This is a genomic window from Micromonospora sp. NBS 11-29, assembly GCF_002140155.1.
In the GTDB taxonomy this organism is placed as follows: Bacteria; Actinomycetota; Actinomycetes; order Mycobacteriales; family Micromonosporaceae; genus Micromonospora.
This window is the reverse complement of record NZ_NAPR01000002.1, coordinates 107234-129064: the sequence shown is the minus strand read 5'-3', so window position 1 is coordinate 129064 and position 21831 is coordinate 107234. Positions and strand designations below refer to the sequence as shown.

Sequence of the window (21831 nt, the reverse complement as noted above, 5' to 3'; positions counted from 1 at the left end):
GCCATGCGGATCGCCATCGCCGGCGCCGGCAACGTGGGCCGCTCGATCGCCCAGGAGCTGATCGACAACGGCCACCAGGTGATGCTGATCGAGCGGCAGCCCCGGATGCTGCGGCCCGACCGGGTGCCGGCCGCCGACTGGGTGCTCGCCGACGCGTGCGAGCTGGCCAGCCTGGACGAGGCCAACCTGTCCGGCTGCGACGTGGTGGTGGCGGCCACCGGTGACGACAAGGTCAACCTGGTCGTCTCGCTGCTGGCCAAGACCGAGTTCGCGGTGCCCCGGGTGGTGGCCCGGGTCAACCGGGCGGAGAACGAGTGGCTCTTCACCGAGCAGTGGGGCGTGGACGTCGCGGTCAGCAAGCCGCGGGTGATGGCGGCGCTGGTCGAGGAGGCGGTCACGGTCGGCGACCTGGTGCGGCTGATGACGTTCCGGCAGGGCGAGGCGAACCTGGTGGAGATCACGCTGCCGCCGACCGCGCCCTACGTCGGGCAGCCGATCCACGCGGTGCCGATCCCCCGGGACGCGGCGCTGGTGGCGATCCTGCGCGGCAAGCGGGTGCTGGTGCCCACCCCGGACGACCCGATCGAGGCCGGCGACGAGCTGGTCTTCGTGTGCACCGCCGCCGTGGAGGACGAGGTGCGCGCGGTGATCCTCGGCCCGGAGAGCATCGAACGCAACCGCGACCGCACCTGACGGCCGGCGGGGCTCAGGCCCCCGGCAGCGCGGAGGCGGGCGCGCCCTCCCGGGTGACCCGCCGCACCACCCAGACGGTGATCAGCAGCAGCAGCGCGTACGGCGGGTAGCCCAGGGCGAGCCGGGCGACGCCGAGCGCGGTGTCCTGGTGGGCCAGGTAGAGCCCGGCCTGCACGCCGACCTTGGCCAGCCACACCACGCCCCAGAGCACGGTGAGCTGGGTGAAGGTGCGCACCAGCCGGGGGTCGTGCCGCCAGTCGGAGCGCCCCTTGGCGACCAGCACCGACCAGAGCCACCCGACCAGCGGCTGCCGGAACACGGCCGAGAGCAGCAGCGCCACGCCGTACCCGATGCCGTAGAGGATGCCGGGCAGGTAGAAGTCGCGCGCGTCGCCGCTGCGCAGGGCGAACAGCGCGCCGACACCGATGCCGAACAGCCCGTTGATCGCGTGCCGCACCGGCCGGCGCTGAGCCAGCCGCAGCCCGGCGATCAGCAGCGCCACCACGACGGCCGCGATCACCGCCGGACGCAGCTCGCCCAGCACGTTGGCGATCACGAAGACCACCACCGGGATGCTCGACTCCACCAGCCCGCGCCAGCCGCCGAGCTGGTCGGCCATCTGCTCGGCGATGGTGGGCAGCCGTTCCTCGCCCTCCGGGCCGAGCTCCGGCTCGGTGTGCTGTTGTCCGGTCGTCACTTCGGCGACTCCAGCTCGTAGTACGGGTTGTAGATCACCTTGCGGTCGTCCCGCACGGCCACCCGGCCGCGGGCGGTGACGTGCCGGCCCGGCTCGATCCCGGCGATGTGTCGCCGGCCCAGCCACACCAGGGTGACCACGTCGTTGCCGTCGTAGAGGTCCGCCTCCAGCGTGGGCAGGTTGGTGCGGGGCGTGTAGACCACGGTGCGCAGCCGCCCGGCCACCGACACCACCTGACCCCGGTTGCACTGGTGGGTCGGCGTGCCGCCGGACTGGGCGCTCTCCCGGCGCAACTCCTGCGCCTCGATCTCGGCCTCGCTCGCGGTGAGCCGTCGCAGGAGCCGCCGCAGCGACACCCGGCCCTGGTCGGTCGTCATGACCTCCGCGTCACCCTCTCCACCCGGGGCCCCGCGGGTGGCGGAACCGTCCCGCCAGCGTACGCCGATCGGGGCCGCCGACGGGACCTGCGCCGGGGCGCACGCGCGACGGGCCCGGCGCCGCCGGCGTGCGGGCCGACGGGACCGGGCCCGACGCGGTGGCTCAGACCTCCTGCTGCCCCTCGCCGGCCTGCTGCTCGGCGACCTCGCGGGGCAGCCGCAGCGGCAGCGGCTCACGCACCGGCTTGGCCTCCTGGCCCCGGTCGACGACCAGGCCGTCGAGGCAGGCCGCGAGCGGGCCGGCGGCGTCCGGGTCGCTCGCCGCCTGGCCCTGGAAGACGCCGCGCACCATCCAGCGCGGACCGTCGACGCCGACGAACCGCAGCTCGGTCGGGCCGTCGGGGGTACGCACCCGGGCGTGCAGCTCGGTGCCGCGCTCCCCCTCGACCTCCTGGGCCGTGGCACCGTCGTTGAACAGCGACTGGCGGATCTCCTCGCGCACCTCGTCCCAGATGCCCTCGGAACGGGGCGCGGCGAAGACACCGAGTTGCAGCGCGTTCTGCCCGTGCACCAGCACCACCTGCTGGATCACGCCCTGCGGGTCGGCCTGCACCCGCACCTCCACGTCCGGCACCGCCGGGATCTGGAGGCTGCCCAGGTCGAGCCGGGGCGCGTCGGGCGCCTCGCTGACGTCGTACGGGCCGCGGGCCGGCGCCGCCGGGGTCTCCTCGGCGTCGAGGACCCCGTTGTCACGCGCGTGCCGCGCCTCGTCGGCCCGCTTCCGGGAGAAGATCACTGCGCCCACCCTCCGCTGTTCGCACTCACCCTGCCACCTCTTCGCTCTGCCCGCCGGCCCGAACCGGGACCAGCCCGGCGTGTCCACCGGTGGAGCCGTGCCCGCCGGCACCGCGCCGGGACGCGGGCAGCTCCACCACCGGCCGGAACTCGGCCCGGGCGACCCGCTGGACCACGAGCTGCGCGATCCGGTCGCCCCGGCTGATCGTGGCCGACGTCTCCCGATCATGATTGATCAGGTTGACCAGGATCTCACCCCGGTAGCCGGCGTCGACCGTACCGGGCGCGTTGAGCACCGTCACGCCGAGCCTGGCGGCCAGCCCCGATCGGGGGTGGACCAGGCCCACGTAACCCTCCGGCAGCGCCACCGCCACGCCGGTGGGCACCAGGGCCCGGCCGCCCGGCGGCAACTCCACGTCCGCGGCGGCCACCAGGTCCGCGCCGGCGTCGCCGGGATGGGCGTACGCCGGCAGCGGCAGCTCCGGGTCCAGCAGCCGCACGGCCACGGGTACGACATCTGTCACGGTCATCCTCTTCCGTCCGGTGCGAGCGGGGTGCCCCTGCCATCCTGCCGGTTGCCCGGCCGGTCGTGCGCCGTACCCTCGCAGAGTGCGTCAGTCGTCATCGCCGGCCATCCCCGCGCCCTACGCGGAGCGCCTCGGGCTGCCCTGGTGGGCCTGGCCGGTCGGGCTGGCCGGGGCCGGGCTGCTCGCCGCCGAGCTCTGGCTGGGCGCCACCGGCCTCCGGGCCTGGCTGCCGTTCCTGCTGCTGGTGCCCGCCGCCGCGGCCGCCCTGTGGTGGCTGGGCCGGATCCGGGTCCGCGTCGGCGACGGCGAGCTGCGGGTCGACGACGCCCACCTCCCGGTGCGGTACGTCGCGGACGTGGTGCCACTGGACGCGGCCGGCCGGCGCGAGGTGCTCGGCGTCGGCGCGGACCCGCTCGCCTTCGTGGTGCAGCGCCCGTGGATCGGTGGCGCGGTCCAGGTGGTGCTGGACGACCCGGCGGACCCCACCCCGTTCTGGGTGGTGAGCACCCGGCACCCGGTGGAGCTGGCAGCCGCCCTGCTGGCCGCCCGCGACGCCACCTGACCGCCCACTGCCGCACGTCCGCGGCCCGAAGGTGGCTCGTGATCAACACCACTACGCCGAAACGGCTGCCTCAACACAGACCAGATAACGCCACTTCCCCGAACCGGCGCTCGGCCAGGCCGTTCGGCACCGGGCCTGGGCCGGGGGCCGTCAGGTCGACTTGCCGGGTAGGCGGCGGGCGGTGTGCCGGAGATCCTTGCGGAGTTGCTCGCCGAGCGCGCGGGTGGCCCGCCGGTTCAGGTAGCCGGCCACGGCGGCCCCGGTCAGGAACGGCCCGAGCGTGGTCAGGTTACGGCCGAACCGGCGCAGCAGGCTGTCCCGCAACTCCCGGCGGGCGGCGGTGCCCAGCACCGCGCTCACCCCGACGCCGGGCATCATCGGGTTGATCCCCCGCTGGCCGGCCCAGGACTGCACCAGCGCGACGGCGCGGGCGGTGCCGCCGCCGGGCAGCGGCATCCGGTGCAGTTCGTGCAGCTCGCCGATCAGCTTCAGCTCGACCGCCACCACCGCCACCGTCTCGGCGGCCAGCAGCACCGGGGCGGAGAGCAGGGTGGGCGTGACCGCCCACTCGACCGCGGCGACCCCGCCACCGGCCGCGCCGATCCCGGCGGTGGCCCGGGAGGCGTTGCGGACCAGCCGGTCGGCGAGCGCGTCGTCGTCCAGCCCGGGGAAATGCTGCCGGAGCGTGGCCAGATCCCGGATCGGCACATGCGGCGCGACCTCGGCGACGGTGTCGGTCATCCAGCGCAGCGCCGCCCGGGGCTTGAACAGGTCGGTGAGGCCGCGGGCGCGGGCCTGCCCGACCAGCCGCACCAGCAGTTGCCGGCGGCGGGCCGGCGCGATGTCGTCGGCGGTCAGGGCGGCGACCGTGGCCCCCAACTCGGCGTCCCGGTCGGAGCCGGCGGTCGACTCCACCGAGTCCCGGCCGGACGGGCCGGCGTCCGTACGGGCGGCGTCGGGCGGCGAGTCCCCGCCGACCGGGCGGGACCTCGGACCGTCGCCGGACGGGTCGACGTCCGCACGGGCGGCGTCGGCCGACGCGTCCCCACCGGCCCGGCGGGTCGCCGGACCGTCACCGGACGACGGGCCGGTCGGCGTCGCTCCCGCCGCTCGGGCCGGAGTCGAATCGGCCTCGCCGGTCCGCTCGCTGCGCTCGCTCACCCGTCCGCCCTCCTGCTCCACGGCGGCGCGGCACGCCACCGCTACGAGTCAAGCAGCTTCCGGCCACCGGCGCACGGTGGCTCGAACAGCGGCGGCCCCGTCGAGGAGGCCGCCGCCGGTGTCCCCGGTCGGGATCAGACGCACTCGCGGCAGATCAGGTCGCCGTTGCGCTCGACCGCCAACTGGCTGCGGTGGTGGACCAGGAAGCAGCGGGCGCACCGGAACTCGTCCTGCTGCATCGGGAGGACCTTGACCGTGAGCTCCTCGTCGGCCAGGTCGGCGCCGGGCAGCTCGAAGCTCTCGGCCACCTCGGCCTCGTCGACGTCCACGGCGCCCGACTGTGAGTCGACCCGCCGGGCCTTGAGCTCTTCCAGGCTGTCCTCGCCGAGGTCGACCTCGTCGCGACGCGGGGCGTCGTAGTCGGTGGCCATCGGTTTCACTCTCCAATATCGATATGGTCGCTGCCGGTTGTAACGCCGGACGACGCCGTTTCGGTTCCCCTGACCGGCCACCGTCTCTGTCGGGCACCCGACCCGACGACCGGTCAGGCCGGGTTCGCCGGAGGGAACCCCCGGCGAGCGCGGAACCTTACCCCCCCATCGGGCGAGGCATGTATACCGCCCTCGCGGGAGAGATGTACGCCCCTGCGGCCGAAGTTGTTCCCAATGTGACTCAGGCGACACGAAGATAGGGGTAGTCCTACCCGTTCCCCCAGTGGCGCGCCGGCATGTCGGACTGTTTCCACGCGAGAGCCGGACAAGGGTTAACCTCAGCGGCGTACTGGACGGCCGACAGACGTGGCCCCACCGCGGCGGCCGCCGCCACCCAACCACTGTCCGGGGGAGCGCCCAGGATGAGTTTTGCGCGAGTGCGGGCACTCGTTGTCGTCGGACTGCTGGCGGTCACCGCCCTGGTCTTCGTGATCGTCGCCGTTCTTCGCGACAGCCAGAGCAACGCCGGCACGGCCGCCAGTTGCCCGGACGGCTGGCCGCTGGTCGACCTGCGGCTGCGCGAGCAGAAGGACGTGCGGATCAACGTCTACAACGCCACCGACGAGCCCGGCCGGGCCGGCAGCGTCGCGGACGACTTCCGCAACCGCAAGTTCCAGGTCAAGAAGGTGGGCAACGAGAAGAAGGCGTTCGACGGCGTGGCGGTGCTCCGCTTCGGCCCCAAGGGCGTGGGCTCGGCGCACCTGCTGCGGGCCTATTTCCTCAACAACGCCGTCCGCAACTTCGACCCGAACCGCAAGGACGACACCGTCGACGTGGTCCTCGGCAACGGGTTCCAGCAGTTGGCCACCACCACCGAGGTGAACCAGTCGCTCGGCGACCTGGGCCCGCCCGAGGCCCCGGCCGAGACCTGTCCGATGCCGATCGAGAAGTGACCGGCGGGCCGGTCCACCCGGCCCGGTGACGACAGCAGGGCGGTCTCCCCGGTCGGGAGGCCGCCCTGTCGCGTACCCCCCGGGGGCCGGGTGGGTCAGGGGCCCCCGTCGGCGTCCAGGTCGACGAGCCGCGCGTGCAGCGGCCCGTGCAATGCCGGCGGCGCGGCGAGCACCAGGTCGGGGCCGGCGGGCCGACCGGACAGCCCGGTCACCAGCAGCCCGGCCTCCCGGGCGACCAGCCCGCCCGCGGCCAGGTCCCAGGCGGCCAACCCCTTCTCGTAGTAGGCGTCCACCCGCCCCTCGGCGGCCAGGCAGAGGTCGAGCGCGGCGGCGCCCATCCGGCGGATGTCGCGCACATGCGCGATCAGCTCGGCGACCACCCGGGCCTGGTGCGTCCGGCGGCCGGCGTCGTAGCCGAAGCCGGTGGCGACCAGCGCCTGCCCCAGGTCGATGCCGGCGGAGCAGCGCAGTCGCTGCCCGTCCCGCCAGGCCCCGCCGCCCGCGGTGGCGGTCCACTCCTCGCCGGTGGCCACGTTGCGCACCACCCCGGCGACGACCTCGCCGGCCACCTCGGCGGCGAGCGAGACGGCGCAGTAGGGCAGCCCGTAGAGGTAGTTGACGGTGCCGTCGATGGGATCGACGATCCAGCGCACCCCGTCCGCGGCGACCGGCCCGGTCTCCCCCGCGCCGTACTCCTCCCCCAGCACCGCGTCGCCGGGCCGCCGGTCCCGCAGCGCGGCCAGCACCTGCCGTTCCACCGCCCGGTCGGCGGCGGTGACCACGTCGGTCACCGTGCTCTTGGTCGCCGCCACCGACACCCCCTCGGCGCGCATGCGGTGTGCGGTGGCGGCGGCGTCCCGGGCCACCTCGACGGCGATGGTGAGCAGTTCCCGCGGCGTGGGCGCCGAGGTGATCATGTTCGTCCCCTTCCCGCGCGATCGGGACCGCCCGGTTCGCGCGCGGGTATCATCCTTACAAAGTCCACATCTGCGCCCAATCGGCGGTCCACACCACGGGTACGCCGTGCGGCGCAGGATGATCGCGGCAGACGGCGTTACAATTCACCCTGCCCACGCGCCACGGACCGCCAGCGACCGGACGGCCCGGGACACGGGGGCCCTCAACGACTCGCCCGGCACGGCCGTTCGTGCTCCGCCGGACGACCCGGCCGTGCTCGCTCTTCGCCTCCGGAAGGTCATTCGTGACAGAACCCCGCCAGACCGGCGCCGACGTTCGCTCGCTCACCGACACCCTGATCGCCCACGCGCAGAGCGCTGGCGGCCAGCTCACGTCGGCCCAGCTCGCGCGCACCGTCGAGTCCGCTGAGGTGACCCCGGCCCAGGCCAAGAAGATCCTCCGTGCGCTCTCCGAGGCGGGCGTGACGGTGGTCGTGGACGGCTCCGCGAGCACCCGTCGCCGGGTCGCCGCGGCCCGGTCCGCCACCCCGGCCTCCCGGGCCACCACCGCCAAGACCACCAAGAAGGCCGCCGCGCCCGCCCCGAAGCAGGCGCCCGCCGCCGAGGAGTCCCCGGCCCCGGCCCCGCGGAAGGCGACGGCGCGCAAGGCTGCCGGCACCACCGCCGACGTGGCCGCCAAGGCCGCCGCCCCGGCGAAGGCCACCAAGACGACCCGGGCCACCAAGGCCACCGTGGCCGCCAAGACGGCCGCGGCGAAGCCGGGCAAGGCCGACGCCGAGGGCGAGGTCGATCCGGAGGCGCTGGCTGCCGAGATCGAGGACGTCGTGGTCGAGGAGCCGGCCGAGCTGGCCCAGGCCGCGGAGGCGGACGCCGCCAGCTCCGCCACCGACAACGACTTCGAGTGGGACGACGAGGAGTCCGAGGCGCTCAAGCAGGCGCGTCGAGACGCCGAGCTGACCGCCTCCGCCGACTCGGTCCGGGCCTACCTCAAGCAGATCGGCAAGGTGCCGCTGCTCAACGCCGAGCAGGAGGTCGAGCTCGCCAAGCGGATCGAGGCCGGCCTCTACGCCGCCGAGCGGCTGCGCGCCGCCGACGAGGGCGAGGAGAAGCTGGTCCGCGACCTGCAGCGCGACCTGATGTGGATCTCCCGGGACGGTGAGCGGGCCAAGAACCACCTGCTGGAGGCGAACCTCCGACTGGTGGTCTCGCTGNAGGGCTACAAGTTCTCCACGTACGCCACCTGGTGGATCCGCCAGGCCATCACCCGAGCCATGGCCGACCAGGCCCGCACCATCCGCATCCCGGTGCACATGGTCGAGGTGATCAACAAGCTCGGCCGGATCCAGCGGGAGCTGCTCCAGGACCTGGGCCGCGAGCCCACCCCGGAGGAGCTGGCCAAGGAGATGGACATCACACCGGAGAAGGTGCTGGAGATCCAGCAGTACGCCCGGGAGCCCATCTCGCTCGACCAGACCATCGGCGACGAGGGCGACAGCCAGCTCGGCGACTTCATCGAGGACTCCGAGGCCGTCGTCGCGGTCGACGCGGTGTCGTTCTCACTGCTGCAGGACCAGCTCCAGCAGGTCCTGCAGACGTTGTCCGAGCGCGAGGCGGGCGTGGTACGCCTACGTTTCGGGCTCACCGACGGCCAACCGCGCACCCTGGACGAGATCGGCCAGGTGTACGGCGTGACCCGGGAGCGCATCCGACAGATCGAATCCAAGACCATGTCCAAGTTGCGGCACCCCTCGCGTTCCCAGGTGCTCCGCGACTACCTGGACTGACCGCACACGTCAACCNCCTGTTTGTGATCGTTGACGTGGCACCCTTGGTGCACGGCACACTGTCTTCCACGCCAGGTGTGACCTCGGTCCCCCGCGGGCACACAGGGAAGGCAGGGCCCGAGATGGGTGTTGCACGATAGGTGAGCAACCGAAGAGAGTGTTCATCGGTGACGACCAGAGGAGGAAGGCGATGACCCCGACCCTCACGCCGCCGCCCGAGACGGTGAGCCCCCCGGCCGCCGATGAACGGTGCGACCGCTGCAATGCTGCCGGCAAGCTCCGGATCACCCTTTCGGGTGGGAGCGAGCTGGTGTTCTGTGGGCACCACGCGAACAAGTACGCGGAGGATCTCGTGAAGATCACCGTGCGGTACGCGTCGGACCCGGAGTTCAGCTGGCGTGGCGCCGATCTGATGGCGAACTGAGGTCCGACAACAACCCGTACGCGACATAACCGACCGGAGGCACCCAGACGGGGTGTCTCCGGTCGGTTTTCGCGTCCCGGGGCCGGGGCCAGGGTGTTAAGAGGGGGCCCCGCCTATACCAAATGCGTTAAGAAGGGGCCCTTCCTTACAGGGTCTGCACGGTGGCGATGCGCTCCTCGAGCTGCTCGATCGTCGCCTGGGCGCTGGGCGGGCCGCCGCAGATCCGGCGCAACTCGGCGTGGATCTTGCCGTGCGGCTGGCCGGTGCGGTGGTGCCGCGCGGCCACCAGGGCGTTCAGTTGCCGCCGCAGGGCCACCCGACGCTGCGCCGCGCTCATCGGAGGGGGCGCCGCCGCGGGGGCGGCAGCGGCCGGCTCAGCGGTCCGCAGGGCCGCCCGACGCTTCTGCGCGGCGAGCTGCTCGGCCTGCCGCTTGGTCAGCAGCAGCGAGACCTGGTCGGCGGTGAGCAGACCGGGCAGGCCGAGGTATTCCTCCTCCTCCGGCGTGCCGGCCTGGGCGGCGGTGCCGAACGACGCGCCGTCGAAGATCACCTGGTCCAGTTCGGCGGTCGCGGAGAGCGCGGCGAACCGCTTTTCCAGCTCGCCGCTGGCCCCGTCGTCCCGTTGGGCACGCTCCAGCAGGTCGTCCTCGAAGCCGTCGCGGTCCTTGGGCTTGCCGAGCATGTGGTCCCGCTCGACCTCCATCTCGCTGGCCAGCCCGAGCAGGTGCGGCACGCTGGGCAGGAACACCGACGCGGTCTCGCCGGGGCGGCGGGCCCGGACGAACCGGCCGATCGCCTGCGCGAAGTAGAGCGGGGTGCTGGCGCTGGTCGCGTACACCCCGACGGCCAGCCGGGGGATGTCGACGCCCTCGGACACCATCCGCACCGCGACCAGCCAACGCTGCTCGGACGCCGCGAACGTCGCGATCCGCGCGGACGCGCCCTGGTCGTCGGAGAGCACCACGGCGGCCTTCTCGCCGGTCACCTGCTCCAGCAGCTTGGCGTACGCGCGGGCCACCTGCTGGTCGCTGGCGATGACCAGGCCACCCGCGTCGGGCATGCCGTTGGCCCGCAGCACGCTCAACCGGGCGTCCGCGGCGCGCAGCACCTGCGGCATCCAGTCGCCGGCCGGGTCCAGCGCGGTCCGCCACGCCTGGGCGATCAGGTCCTGGGTCATCGGCTCGCCGAGGCGGGCGGCCAGCTCGTCGCCGGCGTTGGTGCGCCACCGGGTCTCCCCCGAGTAGGCCAGGAACAGCACCGGCCGGACCACGCCGTCGCGCAGCGCGTCGGAGTAGCCGTAGACGGAGTCGGCACGCGAGCGCAGCAGCCCGTCCCCGCCCCGCTCGTAGCTGATGAACGGGATCGGGTTGTCGTCGGAGCGGAACGGCGTACCGGTGAGCATCAGCCGGCGTACCGCGGGCTCGAACGCCGCCTTGACGCCGTCACCCCAGGTACGGGCGTCGCCGGCGTGATGGATCTCGTCCAGGATCACCAGCGTCCGCCGGGTCATGGTGCGCCGCCGGTGCACCTGCGGCGCCATGCCGACCTGCGCGTACGTGACCACCGCGCCGTGGAAGTCGGCGGCCGAGTGCAGGTCGGCGTTGCGGAACGCGGCGTCGAGCTGGATGCCGACCCGGGCCGCGGCCTGCGCCCACTGGGTCTTCAGGTGCTCGGTCGGCGCGACCACGGTGACCGCCTCGACGGTGCCGTCGGCGAGCAGCTCGGCGGCGATCCGGAGGGCGAACGTGGTCTTGCCGGCGCCGGGGGTGGCGACCGCGGTGAAGTCCTCGGCCCGGCGACGCAGGTATTCCACCATCGCCTTGCGCTGCCAGGCACGCAGGGGCGGGAACGTGTCGAGCACCGGCAACCGCGGTGGCACGGGCAGCTCCTCTCGGCGACGGACAGGGGCGCACCCCGACCGAGGGCCACGGGTGCCGCCGCCCATGAAAACGCCCTCGCGCATCCGTGCCGCGAAGGCCGACCCAGCATAACCAGCGGGGCCGTCACCCCCCACCCGACGCCACGCTTGTCACCTCCAGCAGCCCGGGGGATGCGACGGCGCTACGGCCGCGATCCGGGGGCGCCGGTGCGCGGCGGGCGAAACGTCGCGACCGGGGCCGACCAGCGACGGCGCAGGGAGATCAGGCGCAGCCCGAAGACGACGACCGCGGCAGCGGTCAGCGGCAACGCGGTGGCCTGCCCGTACGCCGACAGCAGCGCCACCATGATCGAACCGGCGAGCGCGGCCACGGCGTAGATCTCTCGCCGCAGCACCACCGGGATCTCGCCGGTGAGCAGGTCCCGGCCGAGGCCACCGCCGATCGCGGTGAGCACCCCGATCATGCAGGCGCCGACGGCTGGCACGAGCGCGTCGAGGGCCTTGAGCGTGCCGGTGACGGTGAACAGCGCCAGCCCGGCCGCGTCGAGCACCAGCACGGTGGTGCGTAGCCGGGCGAGCTGGGGGTGCAGCCGGAACACGGCGGCGGCGACGAGCGCCGCGGTGACCGCGTACCGCCAGTCGGCGAACGCGAGTGGGGGCGCCTCGTCGATGACCAGGTCGCGGAAGATGCCGCCGCCGAGGGCGGCGACCACGCCGACGAAGACCACCCCGAACAGGTCGAGCCGCTTCGCCACCGCCGCGGAGGCCCCGGAGGCGGCGAAGACCGCCACGCCGGTGAGGTCGGCGAGGAGCAGGGCGGTGGAGGTGGTCACCGCCGCAGGGTACGTGGACGGGCGGCGGAGCCGCCCGTGGTCACTCGCCCCAGGAGTCGTAGATCTCCTTGCACTTCGGGCAGACCGGCGACCCGGGCTTAGCGGCCTTCGTCACCGGGAACGTCTCGCCGCACAAGGCGATGACGTACGTGCCCATGACCGCGCTCTCGGCGATCTTGTCCTTGCGCACGTAGTGGAACATCTCGGGGCCGGTGTCGGCGTCCTTCTGTTCCGGGCGTTCGAGAATCTCAGTGCTCACGTCCCCACCTCCGGCCTTCCAGTCTCGCAGGCCGGCCGGGAAGGGTCCACCGCAGGCCGGCCGGCAGGCGGCCCGTACCGTAGCGGAAGTGACCAACTTTCGCATCAGCCTCGGTGGTGAGGTGGCCGATGCTCTCCGTGACGGACGCCCGGTCGTGGCGCTGGAGAGCACCATCGTCTCGCACGGGCTGCCCCGCCCGGATAACCTGCGCGTGGCCCGGCAGATCGAACAGGCGGTCCGGGACGCGGGCGCGACGCCGGCCACCATCGGCATGGTCGCCGGCGAGCTGCGGGTGGGTCTGGACGACGCCCAACTCACCCGGCTCGCCACGGTCGACGGCGTGAGCAAGCTCTCGGTGCGCGACCTGGCGCCGGCGGCGGCCACCGGCGCGGACGGCGCCACCACGGTCGCGGCCACCAGCGCGGTGGCGGCGGCGGCCGGGATCGACGTGTTCGCCACCGGCGGGCTCGGCGGGGTGCACCGGGAGGCGGCGCAGACGTTCGACGAGTCGGCCGACCTGGTCACGCTGGCCCGTACCCCGATCGCGGTGGTGTGCGCCGGGGTGAAGTCGATCCTGGACGTGGGCGCGACCCTGGAGCGGCTGGAGACGCTCGGGGTGGGTGTGGTGGGTTACCGCACCCGCCGCTTCCCAGGCTTCTATCTCACCGACACCGGCTTCGACCTCGACTGGTCGGTGGACTCGCCGGAGCGGGTGGCCGACGTGCTGGCCGCCCGGGCGGCGCAGGGCGTGCACCGAGGCGGGCTGATCGTGGCCAATCCGCTGCCGGTCGACGAGCAGCTCGATCCGGCCCTGCACGACCGCACCCTCGCCGAGGGGTTGGCCGCGCTGGCCCGCGAGGGCATCACCGGCAAGGCGGTGACCCCGTTCCTGCTGGCCCACTTCCACGCCGCCACCGAGGGGGCCAGCCTGGCGGTGAACGTCCGGATCATCCTGCGCAACGCCGACCTGGCGGCCCGGATCGCGGTCGCCGCGGCGTCCCGCCGCATCAGCGGCTCAGCGTGAGCGCCGTCCCCCGCATCGTCGTGGTCGGCGACGTCATCACGGACGTGGTCGCGGTGCTGGCCGGCCCGCTCGCGACCGGCTCGGACACCGCGGCCGGGATCCGGTTCAGCGGCGGCGGGCAGGCGGCCAACACCGCGGCCTGGCTGGCCGGCCAGGGCGCGGCTGTGACGCTGGTGGCCGCTGTGGGCGACGACGAGACCGGCCGGGACCGGGTCGCCGAGCTGACCCGGATCGGCGTGGACTGCGCGGTGGAGCGGCACGAGGGCTACCCGACCGGCACGGTGATCGTGCTCACTCACGCCGGGGAGCGCACCATGGTGAGCCAGCGCGGCGCGAACCTGCGGCTGACCGCCCGGCACGTCGACGCCGCCGTCGCCGCAGCGCCCGACGTCGGGCACCTGCACCTGTCCGCGTACACCCTGTTGGACGTCGGGTCGCGCGGCGCGGGCCTGCGCGCGTTGGCCGTCGCCCGCGAGCGCGGGCTGACCATCAGCGTCGACGCGGCCTCCGCGGCGCCGTTGCGGCGCGTCGGCGGGTCGTTCCTGACCTGGGTACGCGATGTCGACCTGCTGCTGGTCAACACGGACGAGGCGACGGTGCTGGCCGGTGGCCTGGACCCGGCGGCGCAGGCGCGGGCGTTGACCTCGGTGGCGCACCGGGTGGTGGTGAAGCGCGGCGCGGCCGGCGCGGTCTGGGTGGAGCGCGGCGGCCGGGTGGAGACCGCGCCGGCGCCCGGGGTGGCGGTGGTGGACGTCACCGGCGCGGGGGACGCGTTCGCGGCCGGCCTGCTCACCGCCTGGCTGGCCGGGGCCGATCCCCGCGCGGCGCTGGCCCGGGCCGGCGACCTCGGTGCGCTGGCCGTGACCACGGTCGGCGCCCGCCCGGGGGCCTGAACGGCGGCGGGCGGGTGGCCCCATGGCCGGATGCGGCGTGTCGGGCTCGGAGCAAGGTCTGTCGGCGACCCCTCCGGCCCGGTGTCACGCAGAGTGATCCCGGGCCGGTCAGGGTTCGGCGTCGATGACCTTGTGCGGACGCTCCTCGGCGGACAGCGCCATCGGCGGCGTCTCGTCGCGGCTGCGGGGCTGGAAGCGGGCGGCCAGCCGGTGCTCCTCCTTGGGCGGGCGGTCGTTGGCCAGGAGCACCGCGAGCCAGGGGATGAGCACCATGCCGAGCACGCACAGCGGCAACCACAGCCAGAGCAGCGGGGCCTTCACGCCGACCAGGATCGCGCCCGCCACCAGACAGGCGACGCGGATGCCCATCATCAGCACGTAGCGCTTCTGCCGGCTGGTGAGCTGGTCGTCCTGGCTGCGCGAGGCGTCGGTGATCAGGATCGGCTGGTACGCCTGATGCTTCACCACGGACCTCCTACGAGGGGATACGCCCCATCCTGTCACTCCGCAGGGCCGATCGGCGACAATCCGTGGACGTGTTACGCGCGTGGTACGCTCGCCCTCGTGGCCAACCGGTTCAGCTTCACCGACGAGGCGCTGGCCAACCTGCGGGTCTACGACGTCACGCCGGGGGAAGTCTGGGAGGCCCTGCACAGCAACCGTCGGGTCATCCGGCACCTCGGGGACGACGTCATGGTGGTCTACGCGACCGACCACCGGGGCCGGCGCCTCGCCGTGCTGCTGGCCGAGGCCGACGGCACCGACAACGACTGGGACATCCTCTCCGCCCGCGAGCTGACCGACGTCGAGGCCAAGCGCTACGACGAGGCGGTGCGGAGGTCACGCCGACGAGGAGGCGGTCACGATGCACCGTGACGAGGCGACCAAGCGGTTCCACACCGGCGGCGACGCGTTCGCCGACCTGATCGACGAGACGTCGCCGGCCGAGCTGCCCACCCCCGACACCGACGTGCCGATGGTGAGCCGGTCGGTGCGCCTGCCGCTGGAGACGTACGACCGGGTCCGGGCCGCGGCCGAGGCGCGCGGCATCGGGGTGACCACGCTGATGCGGCAGTGGATCGAGGCCGGCCTGGCCGACCTGGACGACTCGGCCACGGTCTCGCTGGCCGACGTGCGCCGCGCCCTGGCCTCGCTCTCCCGCCCGACCGCCGCCTGAGCATCCCCCTTCACGCCTCAGGACCGGCCTCGCCGAAGGCCTCCCGCCCGACCGGCGAGGCGGAGGATTCCGGCGGCTGTCCACGGGCGCGCCAGGCGTCGGCGAGCGCGACCAGGGCCAGCACGCCCGCCACCGCGCCCAGCGCCAGCAGCGCCGAGCCGGTCGTCAGCACGGGTGCGAGCAGCACCAGGGCCAGCAGCCCGGCCAGCCGGGAGCGGGACACCCGGCCGAAGATCTCGTACTCGAAGCGGGACCGGGCGGCCAGGAAGAGCGCCGGGCCGCCCACCACGAAGACCAGCCAGCGCGGCTCGGCCGGGTCGAACGGGTGGGCGATGACCAGCTCGTAGCCGACCGCGGCGGCGAGCACCCCGAGCACCATGAACAGGTGCGTCCGCGCGGCCGACTCGGCCAGCAGGCCCGGGGAGCCGGCCCGGCGCAGCGCCTCGGCGAGCAGAAACCCGGCCCGGTAGAAGTAGATCCGCCAGAGCAGGGCGGTGACCAGGAACCCGAGCATGAAGGCGGCGGCGCTCTGCCGGGAGAACCGCTCGCCGCTGTAGACCACCCCGATCACCAGGACCGACTCGCCGAGCGCGATGAGGAAGATCTGCTGGTAGCGTTCGGCCAGGTGTTCCCCGGCGACCAGCCAGCTTCGGATGCGGGAGCTGCCGAGCCGGGGCAGCGGCCAGCCCCGGTACGCGCCAAGGTAGTCCACCGCCAGCGCCGCCACCCACAGCGGCAGGCGCGCCCCGGGCATCAGCACGCCGGCCCCCCAGAGCGGCGCACTGATGCCGGCCCAGGCGGCCAGCCGCAGCGGGACCATCCGCCGTGGGTGGCCGCGCAGCGCCGCCGCGATCACCAGCGGCCGGCCGACCATCACCACCACGTACGCGAGCGCGAACGGAAGCGCCCGCTCCTCCAGCGCCCGGGGCAGCGTCACCCCCAGCACCAGGCCGCCGAACGTGGTGCCCATCACGAGCACCTGGATGACGACCCGATTCGGCTCGTACCGGCTGGTCACCCAGGTGGTGATCGTCCATACGTGCCAGAGGACCAGGAAGAGCAGCAGCGTACGCCCGACCCCAGCCGCCATCGCCGCCACGCCGGAGCCGGCGGTGTCGGTGATCAGCCGCTGCGACACCCGGGTCAGCGCGAACACGAAGACCAGGTCGAAGAAGAGCTCCAGGAAGGTCGCCCGCTCCGAGCTGTCCGCCGTGCGCAGCAGCGCCCCGCCCCGTTGCTCGCTCACGGTCAGCCCTTCGCGGCCTTCGCCTCCGCCTTCATCCGCTGCTTGAACTCGCGGACCCGCCGCAGCGACTCCGGGCCGGTCACGTCGGCCACCGACCGGTACGCCTCCGCGTCGCCGTAGTCGCCGGCCGCCTCACGCCAACCCGTCGGGGTGACCCCGAACCGCTTGCCGAGCAGCGCCACGAAGATCTGCGCCTTCTGCCGCCCGAAGCCGGGCAGCTCACCGACCCGGCGCAGCAGATCCCGGCCGTCGGTCACGTCCGCCCAGAGCCGGGCCGGGTCCCCGTCGTAGCGCTCCACCAGCGCCCGGCAGACCTCCTGCGTGCGGGCCGCCATCGCCTTGGGGAAGCGGTGCAGGGCCGGCGGCCGGGCGAACAGCGCCACCAGCGCGTCGGGGTCGTACCCGGCCAACTCCCCGGCGTCCGGCTCGTGGCCGAGCCGCTGCGCCAGCACGTACGGGGAGGAGAACGCCTTCTCCATCGGCACCTGCTGGTCCAGCACCATGCCGAGGAGCAGCGCCAGCGGACTGCGCGCCAGCAGCTCGTTGGCCTGCGGGTCGATGGGCAGGGAGAGCGTCATGCCCCCATCCTGCCGCCCCGGCCGCCGGTCGNGCCCGGGGGACCCCACCGGGTCCACCGGGCCGCGCGGCTCAGGTGAGCGTCAGTTCACCACGAAGAGCAGCCGGTTCGGCGAGCCCGAGCCCGGGCTGGTCACCTTGCCGGTGGTGGCGTTGCTGGTCAGGTAGCTGGCCACCTGCGCCGGGGTGTACGACGGGTTCGCCCCCAGCACCAGCGCCGCCGCGCCCGCCACGTGCGGGGAGGCCATCGAGGTGCCGCTGATCGTGTTGGTCGCGCTGTCGCTGCTGTTCCACGACGACGTGATCGACGTGCCCGGCGCGAAGATGTCCACGCAGGAGCCGTAGTTCGAGAACGACGAACGGGCGTCGGTGCTGGTGGTGGCGCCCACCGTGATCGCCGAGGCGACCCGGGCCGGCGAGGAGTTGCAGGCGTTGGCGTTGGAGTTGCCGGCCGCCAGCGCGTACGTGATGCCGGAGCTGATCGAGTTGGCCACCGCGTTGTCCAGCGCGGTGCTGACGCCGCCGCCGAGGCTCATGTTGGCCACGGCCGGCTTCACCGCGTTCGAGGTGACCCAGTTGACGCCGTTGACCACGCCGGTGGTGCTGCCGCTGCCGGAGCAGTTGAGCACCTTGACCGCGATCAGGCGTACGCCCTTGGCCACGCCGTACGTGCTGCCGCCGACCGTGCCGGCGACGTGCGTACCGTGGCCGTTGCAGTCGGTGTTGTTGCTGTCCACCGTGTTGGTGCCCCAGGTGGCCCGGCCGCCGAACTGGCTGTGCGTGGTCCGGATGCCGGTGTCGATGATGTAGGCCCGCACGTTGGTGGCGGTGTTCGGGTAGGTGTAGGTGCTGTTGAGCGGCAGGTTGCGCTGGTCGATCCGGTCCAGCCCCCAGGTGGCGCCGGTCTGGGTGCCCTGGGCGGTCACCCGGCGGTCCTGCTCGACGTACGCGACGGAGGAGTCGGCGGCCAGCCGGCGCGCCTGCCCGACGCTCATCTTGGCGCTGTAGCCGGTGAGGGCGGCGCTCCACACCGTGCCGACGCTGCCGCCGTAGCGCTTGGCCAGGCCGGCGGCGCGCTCCGGCACGGCGGTACGGGCGGTGCGGCTGTTCGCGGTGCCGACCGCGTCGCCCTTGAGCACGACCAGGTAGCTGCCGCTGATGGCGTCGGCGGCGCCGTCGTACCGGATCTGGCCGGTCGGCGCGGCGAGGGCGGGGGTGGAGGCGGCGGCGGTGAGGGCCGCGGCGGCGGCCGTGACGGCGAGCGCACGCAGCGCGCGACGCCGGGAAACGGACACGTCGGGCATCGTCTGGCTCCCTACCGGGCGGGCCGGTTTCGTGGCCGGCGGGCCGCCCATCGACGGGTGTTGGGGGAATGCTAGCCATAGATCGATGTTCATGAAAGAGATAGCTGCTGGGTAATACCGTTGACGACCGGAACCGGCGGGTGCGTGCCGCAACGGGGGGCGGGCCAGGCAGGATGACCATGTGAACCGTCACGACATGCTGCTCTCCCCCACCGGGGTCGACGCGCTGCGCACCGCGCTGACGCTGGCCCGCTTCACCGCCAACGGGATCGCCGAACGGCTCGGCTCGTCGGCCACCGGTGGGGTCGCCCGCAACGACTACCGGGCCGCGCTGCGCGCCACCGAGGACCGGGACCGGCTGGCCACGCTGATCCGGGTATTCATCTGCGACCAGNGCTGGCCGGGGGGATCGTCGAGCGGCACGACGACGGCCTGCGCGCCGGGGTGGACCTGGAGCCGTACGGCGACGACTGGTGGGTGCTCGCCGACGTGCCGGCCAGCGCCCGGCCCGGCCGCCCGCTGCACGCCGAACACGTACTGGGCATCGGCGGGGCCACCCAGACGCTGATCGGCGCGGCCGTGCGGCCGACCGTGGACACCGCGCTGGACCTCGGCACCGGCTCCGGCGTGCAGGCGCTGCACCTGGGCACCCACGCCCGTCGGGTCACCGCCACCGACGTCTCCGAGCGGGCGCTGCGCTTCGCCGCCACCACCGCCGCCCTCAACGGGCAGGACTGGGAGCTGCTGCGCGGCGACATGGTCGCGCCGGTCGCCGGGCGCCGCTTCGACCTGGTGGTCAGCAACCCGCCGTTCGTCGTCGGCCCCGGCACCACCACGCACGTCTACCGCGACTCGGGACGGGTCGGCGACGCGATCGGCGCGGAGCTGGCCGCCGCCGCGCCGCACCTGCTCACCGACGGCGGCACCATGCAGTACCTGGCGAACTGGGTGCACGTCACCGGCGAGGACTGGGCCGAACGGGTCACCGGCTGGTTCGCCGGCACCGGGCTGGACGCCTGGGTGATCCAGCGCGAGGTGGCCGACCCGATGGCGTACGTCAACCTGTGGCTGACCGACGTCGGGGAGAGCGCCGACCCGCGCCGGATGGAGGCGTGGCTGGACTGGTTCGACGCGCACAAGGTCGAGGCGGTCGGCTTCGGCATCGTCTCGCTGCGCCGCGCCGGCCACGACCAGCCGGTCGTCCGGGTCGAGGACCTGCGCCAGCGGGTGGAGCAGCCGCTCGGCGACCGGATCGGCGAGTGGTTCGACCGGCAGGACTGGCTGCGCGCCCGGGACGACGACGGCCTGCTCGCCGCCCGCTACCGGGCCGCCGACGGGCTGCAACTGCGCCAGGAGGCCACCATGGGCGACGACGGCTGGGCGGTCGACCGGCAGGTCCTGGCCATGCCGCGCGGGTTGCGCTGGTCCGAGGAGATCGACCCGCTGGTGCTCGCCCTGGTCGGCGGCGCGGACGGCCGGCTGCCGCTGCGCGACCAGCTCGCCCTGCTCGCCGCCGCGCATGACGTGGCACCGGACGAGCTGGCCGAGGCGGCCGGCCCGATCGTGGCGCACCTGGTCGAGCGTGGCCTGATCGAGCCGGTGACCGACTGATGCGGGCGCTGGTGCAGACCGTCGACCGGGCCGCCGTCACCGTCGACGGCACGGTGGTCGGTGAGATCGGCGACGGGCTGCTGGTGCTGCTCGGCGTCACCCACACCGACACCGCGCAGGTGGCCGCCACCATGGCCCGCAAGCTGCACGAGCTGCGCATCCTCGACGACGACCGCAGCGCCGCCGACACCGGGGCGCCGCTGCTGGTGGTCAGCCAGTTCACGCTCTACGGGGACGCCCGCAAGGGGCGGCGGCCGAGCTGGACCGCCGCCGCCCCGGCGGACGTCGCCGAGCCCCTGGTCGAGGCCGTGGTGGCGGAGCTGCGCGCCCGCGGAGCGAAGGTCCAGACCGGGCGCTTCCGCACCCACATGCGGGTGGAGAGCGTCAACGTCGGCCCCCGCACCCTGATGCTGGAGCTCTAGAAGAACAGGCCGCGGCGGGACAGCGACTGGCGCAGCCAACCGTCGAGCTGGGCCGCCCAGTCGGTGCGGTCCGCGGTGGCGTGCTCCACCGTGAACCGGCCGAACGCGTCCCGGCCCTCGGTGAACAGACCACCACGCTTGTCCAGCTCCAGCACCACCTGCATCTGGTGCGGATCGGTGACGAAGGTGACCTCGAGCTGGTTCATCGCGCCCGCGTACTGGGGCGCCGGGTAGAACTCGATCTCCTGGTAGAAGGGCAACTGCTGGCGTACGCCATAGATGTGCCCACGCTCGACGTCGGCCCGGGCGAAGCGGAAGCCCAGCCGCAGCAACGCCTCCAGCAGGCGTTCCTGGGCCGGCAGCGGATGCACCGCGACCGCGTCCAGGTCGCCGGAGTCCACCGCGCGGGCCACCTCCAGCTCGGTACGCAGCCCCATGGTCATGCCGTGCAGGTGCTGGCCGTACAGGTCGGTGAGCGGCGTCTCCCAGGGCACCGCGAACCGGAACGGCACGTCGTAGCGCTGCCCCGGATCCAGCCGGAACGCGCCGGTGACCTGGGCCCGGGCGAACTCCTGGTTGGTGTTGTACTCCGAGTCACCGCTCTCCACCTCGACCCGGGTCAGCAGGCCCAGCGAGACCCAGCTCACGTCCACCGGGTGGTCGCCGCCGACCACCTGGATCCGGCCCTCCAGCTGGCCACCGGGGCGGCAGTTCGGGTTGGCCAGCACCGTCTCCACCGACGGTCCGCCCACTCCCATCGCCTGCATGAGCCGCTTGAAGACCACCACATACTCCGATCGCCGGTTCCGTGCCGGCCCCGTCGGCCGGTCGCTGGCACGGTAACCGGACCGGGCAAACACTGCCGGAGTTCCGCTCGGATTCCTGTCGGGTCCCCGATCGCCTCACTCCCGTCTCACGCCCCGACCGCCAAGCTGGTTGTCATCGGCAACCACCGCGCCGGGGGGCGCGAGCCGGTACGGGCACGTAGGGGACACGGGGAGAACAGAGATGACGCAGCAGATGATCGAGCACCAGGACATGGACGTCACCCTCACCGACCTGGACGCCACCGACGAGCGCGGCGTCTCCACCGACCTGGTCCGGGCGTACCTGAACGGCATCGGCCGCACCAAGCTGCTCACCGCGGCGCAGGAGGTCGAGCTGAGCAAGCGGATCGAGGCCGGCCTCTTCGCCGAGGAGAAGCTCGGCGCCTGCACCCCCGTCTCCGCCGAACTGCGGGCCGACCTGGCGCTGATCGTGGCCGAGGGCCGCGCCGCCAAGGACCA

The 21831-nt window shown here is 73.6% G+C and carries 26 protein-coding genes and 1 pseudogene; 12 read left to right on the top strand and 15 right to left on the bottom strand.

Features of this window, described 5'->3' with window-relative positions:
* Nucleotides 1–3: 3 nt before the first annotated feature.
* Entirely contained in the window at nucleotides 4–693 is a 690-nt protein-coding gene (locus tag B1205_RS00615) for a potassium channel family protein (RefSeq protein ID WP_089153824.1), read from the top strand.
* 13 nt (nucleotides 694–706) lie between these two features.
* On the opposite strand, the gene B1205_RS00610 is transcribed toward B1205_RS00615, so the two are convergent.
* The 4 genes from B1205_RS00610 to dut form a co-directional block, all read right to left on the bottom strand.
* A complete protein-coding gene (locus B1205_RS00610; protein ID WP_089153823.1) occupies nucleotides 707–1390 on the bottom strand; it encodes a DUF3159 domain-containing protein in 684 nt (227 codons plus the stop codon).
* Nucleotides 1387–1767: an OB-fold nucleic acid binding domain-containing protein gene (locus B1205_RS00605; protein ID WP_089153822.1), complete on the bottom strand. Its 381-nt coding sequence runs from the start codon at nucleotides 1765–1767 to the stop codon at nucleotides 1387–1389. Before B1205_RS00605 ends, B1205_RS00610 begins: the two co-directional genes overlap by 4 nt.
* 163 nt (nucleotides 1768–1930) lie before the next feature.
* Nucleotides 1931–2563, bottom strand: coding sequence for a DUF3710 domain-containing protein (locus tag B1205_RS00600; RefSeq protein ID WP_089153821.1), 633 nt, complete (start codon nucleotides 2561–2563; stop codon nucleotides 1931–1933).
* A 25-nt stretch (nucleotides 2564–2588) separates the two neighbouring features.
* Nucleotides 2589–3086, bottom strand: a complete 498-nt coding sequence (gene dut, locus B1205_RS00595) for a dUTP diphosphatase (protein ID WP_176308378.1) — start codon at nucleotides 3084–3086, stop codon at nucleotides 2589–2591.
* Nucleotides 3087–3171: 85 nt separating this feature from the next.
* Here dut and B1205_RS00590 point away from each other — a divergent pair, with 85 nt between their 5' ends.
* Nucleotides 3172–3651: a DUF3093 domain-containing protein gene (locus B1205_RS00590; protein ID WP_089153819.1), complete on the top strand. Its 480-nt coding sequence runs from the start codon at nucleotides 3172–3174 to the stop codon at nucleotides 3649–3651.
* A 150-nt stretch (nucleotides 3652–3801) separates the two neighbouring features.
* On the opposite strand, the gene B1205_RS00585 is transcribed toward B1205_RS00590, so the two are convergent.
* A complete protein-coding gene (locus B1205_RS00585; RefSeq protein WP_089153931.1) occupies nucleotides 3802–4566 on the bottom strand; it encodes a hypothetical protein in 765 nt (254 codons plus the stop codon).
* A gap of 380 nt (nucleotides 4567–4946) precedes the next feature.
* Nucleotides 4947–5243, bottom strand: a complete 297-nt coding sequence (locus B1205_RS00580) for a DUF4193 domain-containing protein (protein WP_013284790.1) — start codon at nucleotides 5241–5243, stop codon at nucleotides 4947–4949.
* A gap of 437 nt (nucleotides 5244–5680) precedes the next feature.
* Here B1205_RS00580 and B1205_RS00575 point away from each other — a divergent pair, with 437 nt between their 5' ends.
* Nucleotides 5681–6196, top strand: a complete 516-nt coding sequence (locus B1205_RS00575; RefSeq protein ID WP_176308377.1) for a LytR C-terminal domain-containing protein — start codon at nucleotides 5681–5683, stop codon at nucleotides 6194–6196.
* Nucleotides 6197–6291: 95 nt separating this feature from the next.
* On the opposite strand, the gene B1205_RS00570 is transcribed toward B1205_RS00575, so the two are convergent.
* Nucleotides 6292–7113 carry an inositol monophosphatase family protein gene (locus B1205_RS00570; RefSeq protein WP_089153817.1) on the bottom strand — a complete coding sequence of 274 codons (822 nt, stop codon included), beginning with the start codon at nucleotides 7111–7113 and terminating at the stop codon, nucleotides 6292–6294.
* Between the two features lie 284 nt (nucleotides 7114–7397).
* Between B1205_RS00570 and B1205_RS00565 the strand changes: the two genes are divergently transcribed.
* Together B1205_RS00565 and B1205_RS00560 are read left to right on the top strand one after the other, a co-directional pair.
* Nucleotides 7398–8897, top strand: a complete 1500-nt coding sequence (locus B1205_RS00565) for an RNA polymerase sigma factor (RefSeq protein WP_089153816.1) — start codon at nucleotides 7398–7400, stop codon at nucleotides 8895–8897.
* Nucleotides 8898–9087: 190 nt separating this feature from the next.
* Nucleotides 9088–9321, top strand: a complete 234-nt coding sequence (locus B1205_RS00560; RefSeq protein ID WP_089153815.1) for a DUF7455 domain-containing protein — start codon at nucleotides 9088–9090, stop codon at nucleotides 9319–9321.
* 145 nt (nucleotides 9322–9466) lie between these two features.
* On the opposite strand, the gene B1205_RS00555 is transcribed toward B1205_RS00560, so the two are convergent.
* The 3 genes from B1205_RS00555 to B1205_RS00545 all read right to left on the bottom strand — a co-directional run bounded on the left by B1205_RS00555 (nucleotide 9467) and on the right by B1205_RS00545 (nucleotide 12292).
* Nucleotides 9467–11200 (bottom strand): DEAD/DEAH box helicase, encoded by a 1734-nt coding sequence (locus tag B1205_RS00555; RefSeq protein WP_089153814.1) that lies wholly within the window; start codon nucleotides 11198–11200, stop codon nucleotides 9467–9469.
* 182 nt (nucleotides 11201–11382) lie between these two features.
* Nucleotides 11383–12033, bottom strand: coding sequence for a trimeric intracellular cation channel family protein (locus B1205_RS00550; RefSeq protein ID WP_089153813.1), 651 nt, complete (start codon nucleotides 12031–12033; stop codon nucleotides 11383–11385).
* A 40-nt stretch (nucleotides 12034–12073) separates the two neighbouring features.
* Nucleotides 12074–12292 carry a DUF3039 domain-containing protein gene (locus tag B1205_RS00545; protein WP_089153812.1) on the bottom strand — a complete coding sequence of 73 codons (219 nt, stop codon included), beginning with the start codon at nucleotides 12290–12292 and terminating at the stop codon, nucleotides 12074–12076.
* Between the two features lie 88 nt (nucleotides 12293–12380).
* On the opposite strand from B1205_RS00545, the gene B1205_RS00540 reads away from it, so the two are divergent.
* Nucleotides 12381–13316 (top strand): pseudouridine-5'-phosphate glycosidase, encoded by a 936-nt coding sequence (locus tag B1205_RS00540; RefSeq protein ID WP_089153811.1) that lies wholly within the window; start codon nucleotides 12381–12383, stop codon nucleotides 13314–13316.
* Nucleotides 13313–14209, top strand: coding sequence for a carbohydrate kinase family protein (locus B1205_RS00535; RefSeq protein WP_089153810.1), 897 nt, complete (start codon nucleotides 13313–13315; stop codon nucleotides 14207–14209). The genes B1205_RS00540 and B1205_RS00535 overlap by 4 nt, the downstream gene beginning before the upstream one ends.
* Before the next feature lie 108 nt (nucleotides 14210–14317).
* On the opposite strand, the gene B1205_RS00530 is transcribed toward B1205_RS00535, so the two are convergent.
* Complete coding sequence (locus B1205_RS00530) at nucleotides 14318–14674, bottom strand: DUF3099 domain-containing protein (protein WP_089153809.1); 357 nt, start codon at nucleotides 14672–14674, stop codon at nucleotides 14318–14320.
* A gap of 99 nt (nucleotides 14675–14773) precedes the next feature.
* Between B1205_RS00530 and B1205_RS00525 the strand changes: the two genes are divergently transcribed.
* Both B1205_RS00525 and B1205_RS00520 read left to right on the top strand, forming a co-directional pair.
* The gene (locus B1205_RS00525; protein WP_089153808.1) at nucleotides 14774–15085 is read left to right on the top strand and encodes a hypothetical protein; all 312 of its coding nucleotides are present in this window, start codon (nucleotides 14774–14776) and stop codon (nucleotides 15083–15085) included.
* Nucleotides 15075–15386 (top strand): hypothetical protein, encoded by a 312-nt coding sequence (locus B1205_RS00520; protein ID WP_089153807.1) that lies wholly within the window; start codon nucleotides 15075–15077, stop codon nucleotides 15384–15386. The genes B1205_RS00525 and B1205_RS00520 overlap by 11 nt, the downstream gene beginning before the upstream one ends.
* A 10-nt stretch (nucleotides 15387–15396) precedes the next feature.
* Here the strand turns inward: B1205_RS00520 and B1205_RS00515 are convergent, their stop codons facing one another.
* The 3 genes from B1205_RS00515 to B1205_RS00505 form a co-directional block, all read right to left on the bottom strand.
* Nucleotides 15397–16632, bottom strand: coding sequence for a low temperature requirement protein A (locus tag B1205_RS00515; protein ID WP_089153806.1), 1236 nt, complete (start codon nucleotides 16630–16632; stop codon nucleotides 15397–15399).
* Nucleotides 16633–16634: 2 nt separating this feature from the next.
* Nucleotides 16635–17210 (bottom strand): HhH-GPD-type base excision DNA repair protein, encoded by a 576-nt coding sequence (locus B1205_RS00510; protein ID WP_089153805.1) that lies wholly within the window; start codon nucleotides 17208–17210, stop codon nucleotides 16635–16637.
* An 81-nt stretch (nucleotides 17211–17291) separates the two neighbouring features.
* Nucleotides 17292–18512 carry a S8 family peptidase gene (locus tag B1205_RS00505; RefSeq protein ID WP_089153804.1) on the bottom strand — a complete coding sequence of 407 codons (1221 nt, stop codon included), beginning with the start codon at nucleotides 18510–18512 and terminating at the stop codon, nucleotides 17292–17294.
* Nucleotides 18513–18693: 181 nt separating this feature from the next.
* Here B1205_RS00505 and B1205_RS00500 point away from each other — a divergent pair.
* Nucleotides 18694–20123 (top strand): annotated as a pseudogene (locus B1205_RS00500) (DUF7782 domain-containing protein).
* The gene (dtd, locus tag B1205_RS00495; protein WP_089153803.1) at nucleotides 20123–20545 is read left to right on the top strand and encodes a D-aminoacyl-tRNA deacylase; all 423 of its coding nucleotides are present in this window, start codon (nucleotides 20123–20125) and stop codon (nucleotides 20543–20545) included. Before B1205_RS00500 ends, dtd begins: the two are co-directional and overlap by 1 nt.
* On the opposite strand, the gene B1205_RS00490 is transcribed toward dtd, so the two are convergent.
* Nucleotides 20542–21330 (bottom strand): sporulation protein, encoded by a 789-nt coding sequence (locus B1205_RS00490; RefSeq protein ID WP_089153930.1) that lies wholly within the window; start codon nucleotides 21328–21330, stop codon nucleotides 20542–20544. The genes dtd and B1205_RS00490 overlap by 4 nt on opposite strands.
* 223 nt (nucleotides 21331–21553) lie before the next feature.
* Between B1205_RS00490 and B1205_RS30525 the strand changes: the two genes are divergently transcribed.
* Nucleotides 21554–21831 (top strand): sigma-70 factor domain-containing protein (locus tag B1205_RS30525; protein ID WP_303394857.1); only part of this gene is annotated, 278 nt, incomplete at its 3' end.